We start from the raw sequence: 13,928 nt of genomic DNA, 5'->3' as shown, positions 1-13,928 counted from the left end.
CAGAGTTGCCACAGTACCCATGCATCCTGGCCTGGTCATGAATAGCTTACCGGACCAGAGTGTATTCTACTGACAGCTTATTTCTAATCTCCGTTGCTATTAAATACTTGATCCCGCCAGTCTGGTCCGAGTTCCTGCTCAATGTACTCACGCATCAGCTGACGGATTTTCTGTGACGGAGTGACGTCTTCCCGTTCGCAAAGTTTTTCAAAAGCTGACTTCTTTTTGGGATCAACCAGCACTGTTAATCTCGCTGTGCGTTTCTCCATGGTGTCCTCGTCTGACTCAGGTTAGCGAAAGCGGCGGCATTCTACCTGTTTCAGGGCATATTCTCGACCTGTGGTCCAGCAGCAACCAGTGCTGCCCCTTCGGGCGTATCAGTAAAGCGCTGGAAATTGGCGACAAACTTTTGTGCCAGCCCCGTTGCTTTTTGGGTCCACTCATCAGGGTGCACATAGGTCTGGCGCGGATCCAGAATATAGCCATCGACGCCCGGCAAGGCTATTGGGACATCCAGATTGAACAAGGGCAATGAGTGGAATTGGGCATCTTCAATGGAACCATCGAGAATGGCATTAATAATGGCCCGTGTCGCTTTGATGGAAATACGTTTGCCGCTGCCGTTCCAGCCGGTATTGACCAGATAGGCCTGGGCATTGGCATCGGCCATGCGCTTGTTTAGCACCGCCGCGTACTGGGTAGGGTGCAGGCTCAGGAACGCCGCGCCAAAGCAGGCAGAGAACGTTGGCGTGGGCTCGGTGATGCCTCGCTCGGTACCCGCCAGTTTAGATGTATAGCCGGACAGAAAATAATATCGGGCCTGCTCCTTGGTCAGCCTGGCCACTGGAGGCAGCACACCAAAGGCGTCCGCGGTCAGGAAAATAACCTTGCTGGCATGTCCTCCCACTGATATGGGTTTGACGATATTATCGATGTGATAAATCGGATAGGAAACCCGGGTGTTTTCTGTTTTGGATCCGTCGTTGTAGTCAATGTTGCCGGCATCATCGACGGCCACATTCTCCAGAAGCGCATCACGGCGAATCGCCGCATGGATCTCAGGTTCATGATCTGGATTCAAATTAATGGTCTTGGCATAACAACCCCCTTCAAAGTTGAACACACCATGATCGTCCCAGCCATGCTCATCATCGCCAATCAAAGCCCTGTGCGGGTCTGTTGACAGCGTTGTCTTGCCCGTGCCCGAGAGGCCAAAAAAGATGGCGGTGTCTCCGTCTTTGCCCACATTGGCCGAACAATGCATGGAAGCAATGCCCTGTTGTGGCAGGAAGTAGTTCATGACGGAGAACATGCCTTTTTTCATTTCACCGCCATACCAGGTACCGCCGATCAATTGCATTTTCTCGGTCAGGTTAAAGGCGACAAAGTTTTCTGAATTCAGCCCCTGGCTTTGCCAGTCAGGGTTGGTGACCTTGGCGCCGTTGAGCACTACAAAGTCAGGTTCGAAGTCCTGGAGTTCTTCCTCGCTGGGGCGAATGAACATGTTTTTGACAAAGTGCGACTGCCAGGCCACTTCCGTAATAAAGCGGACTTTCAGGCGAGTGGCCGGGTTGGCACCGCAGTAGAGATCGTTGACAAACAACCGTTTGCCGCTGAGCTGTTGGGTAACCAGTGCTTTTAGAGATTGCCAGACCTCGGGAGTGATGGCCTTGTTGTCATTGTTGCCCTGGTCAGACCACCACAGCGTATCTCGCGTGGTATCGTCTTTAACGAAGTACTTATCCTTTGGCGAGCGCCCCGTAAAAATACCGGTATCAACAGCCACAGCACCGGATTTGGTGACCCGCCCAGCATCATAGCCGCTCAGTTCCGGTCTGGTTTCTTCACGGAACAGCGTTTCGTAATCCGGGTTATAGAGAATTTCAGTAGGCGATTGGATGCCAAGTCGTTGCAGGGCTTGCAATGGGAGTGTGCTGGGCATGAGGTCGGGTCCTTGGTCGCTGTGGGTGACGGTGCTGGATCGATTCCATTTGATTCTAACCAAAGGGTGATCACATGTTAACCTCATTAACATACAAAATGACCATGAACGTGCCTGTTCTCCAGCAACCGAAGGCTGTGTTGTTATCGTCAAATGTGCAATGACAGGGCAAGGGGTGCCCCACAAATGGGCCGTACTCCTGGAATCATATTGCTCCGCAGTGGACTTTGGCGGCGCAGGCTGCTACTTCTAGGGTCAATACATTGAGCATCTGGCTGGCACTTTTCTTGCTCGACTTTATTTCTGACTGATTTAATCAATGAGAGTAATAACGATGGCGCTATCAAGTGATTTCCCTGGATACCTGCGACCTCGCCGGTACCTGTCTCGGCTACTGAAACGAAGTTCAACCGTATTGGTCCTGTTGTTGGCCACTGTTGTTATGGGACAGGCTCAGGCTCAGTCCCTGCCGTCCATTGCGGAAACGGTAACTGGCAAACGTGCCATGGAAGGTTATTTTGACCTCTACTGGGATGATTCAACGGGCAAGCTCTACTGGGAAATCGACAAGCTTGATACGGAGTTTTTGTATCAGGTATCCATGGGTTCCGGGTTGGGTTCCAACCCCATCGGTATTGACCGGGGACAACTCAGGGGTACCTATTTGCTGAAGGCGGAAAGAGTCGGGCCGAAAGTGTTCCTGAAAGAACCCAATTACCGCTACCAGGCGCTCAGTGATAATCCGCTGGAACGCCGGGCGGTACAGGATGCCTTTGCACCCTCCATTATTTGGGGCTTTGATATCGTCGCGGTCACGGGTGAGAGCGTACTGGTCGATGCGACGGATTTCTTTGTCAGGGACACGCGCGATGTGATTGGCCAGATTGCCAGCCGTGGGCAAGGAACTTTTTCCCTTGATAAAAGCCGCAGCGCTTTCTATCTGGAAAACACCAAAGCCTTTCCCGACAATGTCGAAATTGAAGTCGAGCTGACCTTTACCAGCAGCAATCCTGGCAACCTGGTCAATGCTGTCGCAGCTACCGGAAGTGCCATTACGCTGCGTCAACATCACTCACTGGTCAAACTGCCCGATGATGATTTTCAGACCCGCGTTGCAGACCCCCGAATCGGTGTAAACGGGCCAACCATCATGGACTACGCCGCTGGTATTGGCGAAGGCATGCCAATTCACCTGATTGCCAAACACCGACTGGTGAAGCAGGACCCCGAAGCGGAACGTTCCGAACCTGTCGAACCCATTATTTATTACGTCGATTCTGGTACGCCTGAGCCCATCAAAAGTGCCCTGATTGAAGGCGCAAGCTGGTGGAACCAGGCATTCGAAGCAGCCGGTTTTATTGACGCTTTCCAGGTGAAAGAATTGCCGGAAGGCGCTGATCCTCAGGATGTTCGTTACAACATGATTCACTGGACGCACCGTCGTACCCGTGGTTACTCCTATGGTTCATCGGTCATTGATCCACGTACCGGTGAAATCCTCAAAGGCAACGTCAATCTGGGTAGTCTGCGTTTACGCCAGGATTACATGCATGGCCAGGGTATGATTCCTGCCTTTGATTACCTGGAAACGGTCGCGGATAACAATACGGCCTCGATTAACATGGCACTGGACCGGGTGCGTCAGCTGTCAGCACATGAAGTGGGTCACACGCTGGGTTTCCCACACAATTATCTGGCGAGCTCCTATGATCGTGAAAGCGTGATGGATTACCCGGCACCTTATGTAGAGATCACTGATGATGGTGAACTGGATTTTGCCAATGCTTACGTTCAGCGTATTGGTGAATACGACAAACTGGCGGTGCGCTATTCCTATGAACAGTTTTTACCCGGTGAAGATGAGGAAGAAGAACTGGCGAAAATCGTACAGGAAAGTCTGGATCGTGGTCTGATCTTTGTTGCTCATAATAACAATAACTTCCGGGGGGCAGGACACCAGTACGCCAGCGTCTGGGACAATGGCTCCAACCTGGTCGATCATTTGAAGCATGAGATTGAGGTCCGCCGTATTGGTCTGGAAAGTTTTGGCCTGGCCAATATCCGCGAGGGTGAACCGGTATCAACACTGGAAGATGTGCTGCTGCCGCTGTATATGCATCATCGCTTTCAGCTCAATGCCGCTGCGCAAAGTATCGGTGGTGCTGATTATCGCTATGCGGTACGTGGTGACGGGCAAATTCCGTTTCAGATCATTGCTGGTGAAGAGCAGCGTGATGCCCTTGAAACCGTGCTATCCACCCTGGATACGGAGTTTCTGGCATTGCCAGACAGAATTCTGGAGTTGCTGCCGCCAGCAGCCTATCGATTTAACCCCAGCGAACCTTTTCCTGGCCGTACCGGGTTGTTGTTCGATCCACTGGGCGCTGCGGAAGCCTCTGCCAGTTTGACGGTACAAACCTTGTTACACCCGGCACGGATGGCACGACTGGTTGCCTATGGCAGCATGGGTGGCAGCATAGAAAATTATCCGGATCTGGAAGAGGTCGTAGATCGGCTGATTGAGGTCACCTTTGGTGTTTCAAACCCGGATGATGGCTACCATTTGCAACTGCTGAGGACGATACAGCGTGTGACAGCCGATGAAATGATGATTCAGGCGTCCAGTGATGAAGCCTCCGGAGAGGTTAAGGCCGTGCTGGCAGATCGTCTCGGCAAACTGGTTCGACGACTGGAGCGACAAGGCAATGCCATCAGTGCGCACCAGGCTGCTGTGGTTGCTGATATTCGTCGCTGGCAGCAGCGTGTTGATAACACCGTACCCGGGCCTGCGCTGCAGATGCCTGCGGGTGATCCGATCTGATCAAGGGGAAAGGTAAAGGGGGTGTGCCGATCTGGCAACACCCTCAATATCAATTTCTGGTACAGCTCCTTTTTTGGCCCCAAAATGCATCCTGCGTACAGTTTGTTATACTTTCCCTAATGGCCGGGCTTCACAATACGGTGAAACCCTGGCGCTGGCCCTGAATACCGACCTGAATATCCCGGTTGGCCGCATAGTTGACAAATAAAAAACAGAAATGATTATCATTAGCGTAAGTGATATTCTACATCCACAATGTATTTGTTAAAGCAGGAGCTTTAAGATGAAGTATCCAGTAATAATTGGTCTGGCAGCGATGGCGCTGGCAGGTAGCGTTCATGCTGAAGAGCATGTTGTTGAAATGAAAAACATGGGCGCTGAAGGTCCAATGGTCTTTGAGCCTGCGGTTGTTCAGGCGGCAGTTGGTGATACAGTACGTTTCGTACCAACAAACCCAGGCCATAATTCCGTATCCACAGAAGGTCTTATCCCTGCAGGTGCCACTGCCTGGGAAGGCGGTCTGAGCCAGGAAGTCACAGTCACCCTGGATGCAGAAGGTGTCTACGTCTACGAATGTGAGCCGCACACCATGATGGCGATGGTGGGTGTGATCGTTGCCGGTGAGCCGGTAAACCTGGAAGAAATCCGTGCCAATGCGGGTGATCTGGAAAGCGAATTTCTGGCAAACCAGGATCGTTTAAACAACTACCTGTCTGACGTCGAATAAGTCACAGGTTGAGTTCAGCCTGCTCACCAAATCAATACCACAATCGTGTGAGCAGGCTTCAATATTTTCAGAAATTATTTTTCCCTCCAATTTTCCCTCCAATATAGTATTCAGATTTAGTTTGTTTTACCTGCAAGGTCCAACAGCTTGCTAGCTGTTCTCCTGAACAATGCGATTCAGCACCTCATCCAATCCAGTCAATGGCTCAACGTCGATGTTAAAAACATCATGTAAAACACCACGTATTTCAGACGTACTCGTCAGTATCTGAGTGGTATCGTCCCCGTCCAGAGATCGAGTCGTGAGCCGGTTGTTACTCAATGTTAAGCGGCCATTAGCAACCGGTTTGCTGACGATCAGATTGTTGACGAACATGGATTCGGGGTGTGTTGACACATACCAGTTGAATACCTCGTAATCGGCTGGTTGCTGAATTTGCAGATCAAACTGGTAGAGGTCATGCCAGCTCTTATCAAACTCTACCTGGAGTTTGAATTCACCATCGTCTGTCATCAGCAATTGAAAACGTCCATGTGGTGTTCGGGCTATAGTGCCTGGTGCTAAAGGAATGGGGCCAGTTGGCACAGCCAGTCCAAAACCGACATCGACCAGAAAGGTGCCTTCCTGGCAGGTCACACGCAGCACTTTGTGCGATCGCATAATATCGTCTGATGTGGCATTCCAGATGACTTTGGCAGCGAAACCATCCACACGGAAACCGATCTGTTCCAGCACCCGTTTGAACAGCCCATTTTGTTCGTAGCAGTAGCCCCCGCGTTGTTGATTAAGCAGTTTTCCATTCAGTGATTGCGCATCCAGCTTAATAGGTAAGCCGAGCAGGGGATTGAGATTCTCGAACGGTATCGCCTGACTGTGGTGCCACTGCAGGGCAGCCAGTACCTCATAGTCGGCCTGCAAGGGAAACGGTCCTTCGTAACCTATTCGCTTAAGGTATGCGTCCAGGTTGATTAAATCATTGTGATTGTCTGAGTGATTCATGTTGAAAAATCCTTGTTAACCGAGAACCTTTTCATAAGGTGTGTTGTTCCTGGCGATCCTGTCTGGCACTGCCAAGAATGATTTCGATGTTGAGGGTCTGCATTTGCCGCTCCTCCTTTTTCAGTTGAACTGTGATGATTTGTGCGGCATGCTAAAACCTCAACTTAAGTTTAGGTCAAGCGTTTTTATGAAAAAAAATGACTGCCGGGTCAATGGCAAAGTATTGAGTATCGGAGATGTCGCCAGGCGCAGTGGTGTCACGGTGTCTGCTTTGCATTTCTATGAACGAAAAGGGTTGATTAAAAGTCGCCGAAGCGCGGGGAACCATCGGGTTTTTCATCGAGAAGTACTGCGTCGTGTAGCCATTATCAAGGTGGCTCAGCGTATCGATCAGCTAAGCCGGTTACGCGATTATCTGGACGGTTGCATAGGCTGTGGATGTCTTTCTGTAGAGCAATGTCCGCTGCGCAATCCAGACGATGAACTGGGCCACCGCGGCTCTGGTGCCCAGTTTGTTCAACCCGTCTGATACTCCATGACAGCCTGCTAGAGAGTGGGAGACTGACTCGCCTGCGCCCCTGTGGGCGGCAGCCGGGTGGCTCCCCAACTGTTCTCAATCATGCTGATAACTTCGCTTAACTCGTCCTGGGTGACATTGGCGAGCTTGCCGTGCTCCAGTGGGTCATAATGGAAAATATAAAGACGTGAGGCAAATTGCGCAAAGGGCAGGGAAGACTCGCCAAAGCGCTCACCATTACCCGCCGTGCTGACTTTGACATCATTGCCCCAATCCTGGCCACCGTCATTGTTCGGATTATAAAAGTAGATACGCATCTCACCATTGGGGTCAGTTGCCGCCCGCAAGATGCTGATGGCATGCCAGCCAATGAAACGAGCCGCGCTATCGGTAATCGCAATACCCGCCGGTTGTGGATGAATCAGCGGCTGGTTGCCGTTATAACCGGGATGGTAACTGGCATAGAAATGCCTGACGAAGGCGTCCAGGTCATCCAGGTGGCCAGTCGCGACGTCGACATTGATACGAAACCCCCGTCCTGTCCACCAGCCGTGAAACTCCGGATTAATCCATTGATGCGGGTCACCTTCGCGACCAATGCATTGGCGTCCCATTTCACCGTAGATCCGGTCCAGATGTGGCACGACCAGTAAAGAAACAGCATCCAGGTCAAGCGGTAATGTCTGTGCCACGCCGGCTACGCATTCTTTGGATGAAATCCGCTGACCTTCGAAATGCATGACGATTTCATCGTCACGTGCGGCCCAGGTCACCATCTGCAATAAATAATCGGGATCGTTGTATGACCACATGGATAAAGCTCGGGCTGACTGACAGGTCGGGTTGTTGCCCTGACCGATGCCCAGGGGTTGTCCCAGCATGCTGAGTACACTTTCCATCAGTTTGGCACGATACGGAACGCTGTCGCCGAAAGCGGCAAACAAGCGAGCCTGTGACCAGTCAGACAAGGTTAAACCTAGCTGGCGCCACAACGCCGGCGCAATGGGAGGCTGATAAAGAATACCGCGCTCCAGCATCAGCGCCAGTCCGTAGATGCCTTGTGCCGTGGTGGGCATAAGAGATGATTCAATAATGGCCTGAATCAGATCGTGGAAACAAAGCAGACAGTCACGGCCAGTGGCTGAAAGCCCCAGGGCTTCTGCGACCAACTGGTCACTTTGGCCTGCAAGGTGGTTCAGCAGCACAGCGTGGTACGGAGAAACCAGGCCTGTATCGTGCATGGCCCGGGCAAAGCCAGTGGCTTCATACTGCAGAGCGGCTGTGTCCATGGACTCCAGCCGTTGCTGGTAGACGTCGACGCCAGGATCTTCATGACAGGCCTGGGTGGGGCCAAACAAGGCGCTGACCAAACGGTTGGCGCCCTGGCCAGAGGTCCCCAGATCAATCTCGGGATTGCTTTGGCAGAGACTGATCTGAGTAATCATCTGCTTGACCGGTTCAACCTGAATCGGTCGCTGCTGGAGAATTCGCCAGATTTCGTTGATCAGCTCATCAATGATGTGTTCAAAACCGATACGAGTAGCCAGGTGTTGAAACAATTCGCGCGGTATTTGCGCCAGACGCCCCTGGGTTTCGCGTTCGGCCTCGCTAGGCGCGCCAAACAGCAACGCCAGATTCAGGGCTAGCACCTGGGTCAGGAAATGGCGTGCTGCGACCGGACTAAGTCCTTCGTGCAGGTAGCGGGATTTGGCCACAGCAAGCATCCGTAACTGGCTCAGCGCCTCAATAACGACGGTGGTGGCGTCGGCACTTTTCAGTGACAGACCACTGAGCGATGGGACCAGAATAGCGGGTTGGGCCCAGTCAGATCCGGCGAACACCCCGGCTCTCTCCAGGCGTTCTGCGCGATCTTCAATGGCTGCGCAGCCGCCGGTTTGCAGCAACACACGACGGGCAATATCCATGACCGGCTGGAGCCGTGCTGGTTTGGCAAAATCCGGTGCATCACCGAGTTGTTGCGTGGCGTTGTCGAGTTTTTTCAGCAGGCCCGGCAGAAGATCCGCACCGGGCGATTGCAGGTTGCTGTTAGGCGTCACACAGACTCCTTGCTAAATGTCAGGGGCAAGACTGTATACGAAAGTTGTATGCGCAGACAATCCCGTTTGTCCCCCACCTAGATATAGTAGTCCAGATCTTCCTGGGCTTTCAGCGTATCGCGCAGCGTATGTGCGTCTTCGCCACGAAAGTAGACAAGGCCCCAGTGGGTGCCGAAGGCGGTGCGCTTAGTCACCGTTTCTTCTGCCGGCGGCGTCAGTTCATGAGACTCGAAGTAGGGGTGATCCTCCACTTCCTCCGGAATACGCAACTCGCTGACCACTCGTCGTCTTGGATAAACACCAAAGCAGCCTGCAAAGCCATCCGCATCGACCACTTCTTTCGGGAAGAAGGCTTTGACTTCCTCTTCTGTGGAGTTGGGGTCGAATACCAGCATACTGGCCTGGTAGGCGTTGAATCCGTAAACGCGTTCCAGCAGTTCAAAGACCTTGAAACCAGGTGGACGATAAGCCACTTCGCCGAAGTACATTTCACCGTCGCTGGTGACAAAGTATTCGGGGTGGATCAGACCAAACTCAATATCAAAAGCTTTAATGAGCTTCTCAATCTGTGCATGAATCTGTGCCCGGTATTTCTCCAGTTCAGGTGATGCCGGCACAAACACGGAATAGCCTAACGTGACGTACTCTGAGACGTTCAGGAAGACAATCTTGCCATTATGGATCCAGGCTTCAACGGCGAACTCCCAGCCATCGAGGTGTGACTCCATAAGCACCGGAAACTCTTCGTCGGGAATGGTATCGACTTCATCTGGCGTGCGAATCACACGGTGACCCAGGCAGCCGGCCTTGTCGAAGGCTTTCAGATGAATCGGGTCGTTGGGGTCGCCATCGAGCTTCAGCAAGGTCTGGTTAACGCGTTTGAGAAAGCGCACCACGTCTTCTTTATCGTGGGCTTCTTCGAATATACCTACGCGTATGCCGCCAAGCTGCGCACGACGCTTCATCAACGCTTTATCGCGTAGCAACAGAGACTGGCCATACAGCCTTGGATTATCCAGCAGTACGGAATTAATCGCACCGGCCCATTCAACCGTTTCTTCAAACAGGGGAATGGCAACGTCGACGCCTTTCTCCTTTAATGTCTCTGCGATTTCCATGGAGCGGTCATTCAGACGTTCGAAGTTCCATGACAGATAAGGGATATTGTGCTGCTGGCAGTATTCTTCAGCCCAGTCAGGTGCGACCACAATGTATCGCCGGTCGAACGTCTCGGCAGCTTCCACTGCATTCAAACTCCAGCCCAGCAATGCAATATATCCCTTATTAGGATCCTTCGTCATGGTATTACCTCTACGTCTGTTGATGTAAATTCCTTTAATTTTCAATCATTTTCATTACCTACTGTACAGGAGAAAGCAGCAACTTGCATGGTGCCAAGGGGCACACCCAGGAAAAAGACAGCCGTTGGCAACTGACTTTTCCGCAATACAACTGCGTTCCAGCGCTGTTATTTGTTGTTATCTTTAGCTTGTAAATGAGAAGCATTCTCGTATAATGAAGTTAAATAACCAATCACAGCGTGTAACACAGGGTGCAATGTATGCCAGATATCCAGAGTAGACGATTCAACCGGTTGCCGTGGCTGGGGCTGCCAATGGTGCTTGTGGCAGGGGTGGTAGAAATGGTAAGTGCCAGTGAGTCGGCAACACTTCCATTTCCGGCCAGTGACCGGGAGGCGATTCTGGCCATGACCGGTACTTACGACATTGACTTCAGTTTCTTTGAAACCGTGCGCTATCAGCCTGATTATGAACATGCGGAAGAAAAGCTGACCGGTGGTAGTGAATGGGTTGTCGTTGTTGAAGACAGTGCTGATAAAATTTCACTGCAGCACATTCTGGTGGATCCCAAAAGTGGTTACGTTACCAAACACTGGCGACAGGACTGGGTCTATGAGGCGGATACCCGGTTTGAGTTCCGGACTGATCAGACCTGGCGGGTGCGGGAATTATCTGACGCAGAAACGTCGGGAAAGTGGACCCAGTGCGTTTATGAAGTCAGCGATGCGCCTCGTTATTGCGGCACAGGTAAGTGGATTCATGAAGATGGCGCTTCCACCTGGACGTCAGATACGACCTGGCGCCCACTGCCCCGCCGTGAATACACCACGCGTGAAGATTACAATGTCATGGAGGCGATCAACCGTCACACCATCGTGGCTGATGGCTGGACCCACGAGCAGGATAACCTGAAGGTTCAGATCGGCGAGAACGGTGAGCGTCATGTGATTGTGCGCGAATACGGCTTTAATGATTACCGGGATGAGAACGAAGTCGACTTCACTCCCGCTGAAGAATACTGGGCTGCTACCAAAGACTTCTGGGCGCAAGTGCGAACCCGCTGGGGTGATTATCTCGACCAGCCGCCAGGGCTGGTCATGTTGACCGGCGAGGATGGCATGGACATGATCATGCCACTGTTTGAGATGGCTGCCTCGGTCCAGGAAGGGGAGACAGTATACGGTGCCGAAATTGACGCCGTGTTCTCAGACTGGCTTGACCGCGCTTCGGCTGAGTAAGCCGCGACGTTTGAAAAAGATTTCCAGCGGCAGCGTGACCAGAGGTGGAATCGCTGCCAGGAAGGCCAGTATGGTCGCCCACCAGGGCCAGCGCAGGCGCGCACTGCAAATCAGGCAGGCAATCACATAGGTGACAAAAGCCGCGCCGTGCAGTCGTCCAAACAGCCACACTCCCATCTCCGTCGTGCCGCTTACATATTTCAGATACATTCCGACCAGCAGACCTGCCCAGGTTAACGCTTCGATCAGGGCGATGACCGAAAATACCCGGCCGGTGAAAGAAATTTGTGCGGAAGAACTCATCGGTTAACTGCCTTGAAACGGGTGGAAAACCAGTGATTCTATCATGATCAGTCGTCGCTATCCGCAAGGCAGACTGACTTCAGGCGTTCCAGGTCATCCTCAAGGTACATAACATGTTTTGCGTGCTGCCAGGCAAGGACCGACTGATGTCTGGCCGCATCGTGAAACTCGTCGTCGCCCAGTTCCGTCATCACACAAAGCGATTTCTGTAAACGTAATTGCACTTCCAGGTTAGCGGCTCCATCGCGGGCAATCATGCGGAAAGCATCGTCAAACAGATCACTGGTTTGTAATGGATAGACGTGCAGGCGTGGATACTGCACATCATCCTCACTCACTTTCTTCCGGCCAGCGGACCAGCGCATTAACAGGCGCGTATTTCGGGTCAGGATATCAATAGCCGTTCCGGGGTCGTTGACGCCGGGGGATAAGGCCCTGACACCAATCTCACTGAGCACGGCGAGCCCGAAGCGAGGATCCTGGTCGAAATTGCGTTCTTTTTCGATACTGAAAGCGCGGCTGATTTCTCTGGCAATGGCGTCCGGGTCGTCGATATCTCGCTTGCTGTCAAGCCAGGCTAAAACAGCGCCTTCATGCACGAAGTTACCAGGCAGGACATCCAGGTAAATCTCGGTGTTACATTGCTCTGCGCATTCGGACAGTGCCTGCATATCAATGTGCTGGATATATCCGGTGACATCGCCGCGAATGATGATTGCATCAGCCGGGCGATCCTGTGTCTGGTGCCGCGGCTGGCCACCCAGATAAGGGGTTTTCAGACGGAGTTGCAGAGCCTTTTCGGTCGCCTGCTCAACCCGGTTTGATGTTTCACTGACCCGCCCCAGACGTGTCAGGTGGTCAATCCAGCGCAATAACGCCGTGACCACCATGGCGATGACCGTCACCGTCACCACAAAGAGCACAAAGCGGCCCTGCACATCATAGGCATCGGCCTGCATGACAATCATGCCAACCATGCTGAAAATGAAAGAGCCCACAAACACTGACAGCACGCCTTGTGTCGTGCCGTCTTCCATCAGTAACCGGGTGGCGCGGGGTGTGACATTACTGGTGGCCGCGCCGTAAGCTGAAGTCATGACGCTGAGTGAGAAGGTGGTCACCGCCAGCATGCTGGAAGCCATGATGGATAGTAGGCTGGTCACGGCCTCGGCGTTCATATCCAGCGGCGGATGCCATTGGGTGAAGTTATCCGCCTGCGATGCCAGCAAGGCAGCAGCCAGTCCCAGGGAACCAATCAATGATGCCTTGAACCAGAGCTTGCGGGTGAACTGCAGCAATATCCATTGCCATTTTGTCATGTTGTTATCCCGTATGCCGACCCGCGAACAGGCCCTGTCGGTTGATTTTGTTAATGAAGTCTCTGCCCGTCAAGCGTACAAATGGTACATTTAATCGCAGAATAGCATTACCGGGGCCAGCGGCGCCGGAGAATCTGATATGATGCCGCCCTTTTTAGCGTCGCATACCATCAGGCATAGCATCAGGAAAGTATACTCCCATGAGCGATACTCATTCGGCAGAGACCGATAATGCATTTATGCAGCGAGCCCTTGAGCTTGCAGATCAGGCTGCAGCCCTTGACGAAGTGCCGGTAGGCGCAGTCATTGTCATTGACGGTGAAATTGTCGGAGAGGGGTTTAACCGCCCCGTCAACTCTCGTGATTTCAGTGCACATGCCGAAATCAATGCCATGCGCGATGCCTGTCAGCGGCTGGGGAACTACCGCCTTCCCGGTGCCACGCTCTATGTCACCATTGAACCTTGCACCATGTGTTTTGGTGCGCTTGTCCATGCCCGGATTGAACGGCTGGTTTTTGGCGCCCCGGAACCGCGCTATGGTGCTGTGGTCAGTGGCCAGAAACTGCTGGAAAACGGGCAGTTTAACCATTATCCCGAGCTGACATCCGGCATCCTGGAAGCAGAATGTGGCACCCGTATGCGCGATTTCTTTCGTGCCCGCCGTAAATAAAAATTCCGTAATTCTTACCTGCATTTGCCGCAC

General features: G+C 52.5%; 12 protein-coding genes. 5 read left to right on the top strand and 7 right to left on the bottom strand.

From position 1 onward, the window contains the following. Positions 1-83: 83 nt before the first annotated feature. Both PSCS_RS10730 and pckA read right to left on the bottom strand, forming a co-directional pair. A complete protein-coding gene (locus PSCS_RS10730; RefSeq protein ID WP_068812103.1) occupies positions 84-269 on the bottom strand; it encodes a ribbon-helix-helix domain-containing protein in 186 nt (61 codons plus the stop codon). Positions 270-319: 50 nt separating this feature from the next. Further along, positions 320-1,942, bottom strand: coding sequence for a phosphoenolpyruvate carboxykinase (ATP) (pckA, locus tag PSCS_RS10725; protein ID WP_068812102.1), 1,623 nt, complete (start codon positions 1,940-1,942; stop codon positions 320-322). Between the two features lie 334 nt (positions 1,943-2,276). Between pckA and PSCS_RS10720 the strand changes: the two genes are divergently transcribed. Both PSCS_RS10720 and PSCS_RS10715 read left to right on the top strand, forming a co-directional pair. Next, entirely contained in the window at positions 2,277-4,763 is a 2,487-nt protein-coding gene (locus PSCS_RS10720; protein WP_188619127.1) for a zinc-dependent metalloprotease, read from the top strand. A gap of 283 nt (positions 4,764-5,046) precedes the next feature. Continuing rightward, positions 5,047-5,490, top strand: coding sequence for a pseudoazurin (locus PSCS_RS10715; protein ID WP_068812101.1), 444 nt, complete (start codon positions 5,047-5,049; stop codon positions 5,488-5,490). Positions 5,491-5,640: 150 nt separating this feature from the next. On the opposite strand, the gene PSCS_RS10710 is transcribed toward PSCS_RS10715, so the two are convergent. Then, positions 5,641-6,489, bottom strand: a complete 849-nt coding sequence (locus tag PSCS_RS10710; protein ID WP_068812100.1) for an arylamine N-acetyltransferase family protein — start codon at positions 6,487-6,489, stop codon at positions 5,641-5,643. Positions 6,490-6,676: 187 nt separating this feature from the next. On the opposite strand from PSCS_RS10710, the gene PSCS_RS10705 reads away from it, so the two are divergent. Beyond that, on the top strand, positions 6,677-7,018 hold the full coding sequence (locus PSCS_RS10705; protein ID WP_068812267.1) for a MerR family DNA-binding transcriptional regulator: 342 nt from the start codon (positions 6,677-6,679) through the stop codon (positions 7,016-7,018). A gap of 17 nt (positions 7,019-7,035) precedes the next feature. Here the strand turns inward: PSCS_RS10705 and PSCS_RS10700 are convergent, their stop codons facing one another. Both PSCS_RS10700 and PSCS_RS10695 read right to left on the bottom strand, forming a co-directional pair. Further along, positions 7,036-9,063, bottom strand: coding sequence for a hypothetical protein (locus PSCS_RS10700; RefSeq protein ID WP_068812099.1), 2,028 nt, complete (start codon positions 9,061-9,063; stop codon positions 7,036-7,038). A gap of 77 nt (positions 9,064-9,140) precedes the next feature. Beyond that, positions 9,141-10,364 (bottom strand): ATP-grasp domain-containing protein, encoded by a 1,224-nt coding sequence (locus tag PSCS_RS10695; RefSeq protein ID WP_068812098.1) that lies wholly within the window; start codon positions 10,362-10,364, stop codon positions 9,141-9,143. A 260-nt stretch (positions 10,365-10,624) separates the two neighbouring features. Between PSCS_RS10695 and PSCS_RS10690 the strand changes: the two genes are divergently transcribed. After that, positions 10,625-11,602 carry a DUF6607 family protein gene (locus PSCS_RS10690; protein ID WP_229694613.1) on the top strand — a complete coding sequence of 326 codons (978 nt, stop codon included), beginning with the start codon at positions 10,625-10,627 and terminating at the stop codon, positions 11,600-11,602. Here the strand turns inward: PSCS_RS10690 and PSCS_RS10685 are convergent. Together PSCS_RS10685 and PSCS_RS10680 are read right to left on the bottom strand one after the other, a co-directional pair. Further along, positions 11,570-11,905: a DUF3817 domain-containing protein gene (locus PSCS_RS10685; protein ID WP_106387108.1), complete on the bottom strand. Its 336-nt coding sequence runs from the start codon at positions 11,903-11,905 to the stop codon at positions 11,570-11,572. The genes PSCS_RS10690 and PSCS_RS10685 overlap by 33 nt on opposite strands. Before the next feature lie 47 nt (positions 11,906-11,952). Beyond that, positions 11,953-13,224, bottom strand: coding sequence for a DUF2254 domain-containing protein (locus tag PSCS_RS10680; protein ID WP_068812097.1), 1,272 nt, complete (start codon positions 13,222-13,224; stop codon positions 11,953-11,955). Between the two features lie 200 nt (positions 13,225-13,424). Here PSCS_RS10680 and tadA point away from each other — a divergent pair, with 200 nt between their 5' ends. Then, positions 13,425-13,895 carry a tRNA adenosine(34) deaminase TadA gene (gene tadA, locus PSCS_RS10675; RefSeq protein ID WP_068812096.1) on the top strand — a complete coding sequence of 157 codons (471 nt, stop codon included), beginning with the start codon at positions 13,425-13,427 and terminating at the stop codon, positions 13,893-13,895. The last annotated feature ends 33 nt before the right edge of the window (positions 13,896-13,928 follow it).

It is taken from the genome of Pseudohongiella nitratireducens, from assembly GCF_001642735.1.
Taxonomy (GTDB): Bacteria; Pseudomonadota; Gammaproteobacteria; order Pseudomonadales; family Pseudohongiellaceae; genus Pseudohongiella; species Pseudohongiella nitratireducens.
This window is presented reverse-complemented; position numbering and strand designations above follow the sequence as displayed.

Coding starts and splice junctions, on each gene's coding strand:
- PSCS_RS10720 (WP_188619127.1), top strand. CDS start 2,277: ATGGCGCTATCAAGTGATTTCCCTGGATACCTGCGACCTCGCCGGTAC.
- PSCS_RS10695 (WP_068812098.1), bottom strand. CDS start 10,364: ATGACGAAGGATCCTAATAAGGGATATATTGCATTGCTGGGCTGGAGT.
- PSCS_RS10715 (WP_068812101.1), top strand. CDS start 5,047: ATGAAGTATCCAGTAATAATTGGTCTGGCAGCGATGGCGCTGGCAGGT.
- tadA (WP_068812096.1), top strand. CDS start 13,425: ATGAGCGATACTCATTCGGCAGAGACCGATAATGCATTTATGCAGCGA.
- PSCS_RS10705 (WP_068812267.1), top strand. CDS start 6,677: ATGAAAAAAAATGACTGCCGGGTCAATGGCAAAGTATTGAGTATCGGA.
- PSCS_RS10710 (WP_068812100.1), bottom strand. CDS start 6,489: ATGAATCACTCAGACAATCACAATGATTTAATCAACCTGGACGCATAC.
- PSCS_RS10690 (WP_229694613.1), top strand. CDS start 10,625: ATGCCAGATATCCAGAGTAGACGATTCAACCGGTTGCCGTGGCTGGGG.
- PSCS_RS10685 (WP_106387108.1), bottom strand. CDS start 11,905: ATGAGTTCTTCCGCACAAATTTCTTTCACCGGCCGGGTATTTTCGGTC.
- PSCS_RS10730 (WP_068812103.1), bottom strand. CDS start 269: ATGGAGAAACGCACAGCGAGATTAACAGTGCTGGTTGATCCCAAAAAG.
- pckA (WP_068812102.1), bottom strand. CDS start 1,942: ATGCCCAGCACACTCCCATTGCAAGCCCTGCAACGACTTGGCATCCAA.
- PSCS_RS10680 (WP_068812097.1), bottom strand. CDS start 13,224: ATGACAAAATGGCAATGGATATTGCTGCAGTTCACCCGCAAGCTCTGG.